Annotated in this window: 2 protein-coding genes; both read right to left on the bottom strand. The window is 63.2% G+C overall.

Annotated features, from left to right (window positions below; genetic code table 11):
- On the bottom strand, positions 1–203 hold a 203-nt coding region (locus tag FQ746_RS30410; RefSeq protein WP_186310878.1), incomplete at its 3' end, for an ExbD/TolR family protein.
- Between the two features lie 10 nt (positions 204–213).
- A partial coding sequence (locus FQ746_RS30405) for an ExbD/TolR family protein (RefSeq protein WP_144113525.1) occupies positions 214–489 on the bottom strand: 276 nt, incomplete at its 5' end.

Raw genomic sequence — 489 nt, 5'->3', positions numbered from 1 at the left:
ACCTGCACGACCGGCGGCGGTGCGCTCGGCGGCGGCGGATTGTCCACCGGCAGATTCATCTTCACCGAGTGCATCTGGATTGGAATCGTGATGATCAGCATGATCAGCAGCACCAGCATCACGTCGATCAGCGGCGTGGTATTGATGTCGACCATCACCTCCGGCTCGCCACCCCCACCGCCCGACGATACGTTCATCCCCATGTTTCGACTCCTATCCGCCGCGCGCGGGCGGCTGCGTGATGAATGACACCTTCGCGATACCGGCCCGCTCGCAGGCGGTCACTACGCGTCCGATGGACTCGTAGCGGGTCGCCTGATCGCCGCGGATGTGCACCTCCGGCTGCGGTTCTTTCACCGACACCGTTTTCAGCCGCGCCAGCAGCGTCGGCGCATCGACCAGCCGCTCGTTCCAGAACACGTTGCCGTCCTTGTTCACTGCGATCTCGACACTGTCCGGTTTGGTCTGCAAGGGACTCACGGTTTGCTG

The sequence above is a fragment of the Paraburkholderia sp. BCC1886 genome (genome assembly GCF_900996245.1).
Taxonomy (GTDB): domain Bacteria; phylum Pseudomonadota; class Gammaproteobacteria; order Burkholderiales; family Burkholderiaceae; genus Paraburkholderia.
This window is presented reverse-complemented; position numbering and strand designations above follow the sequence as displayed.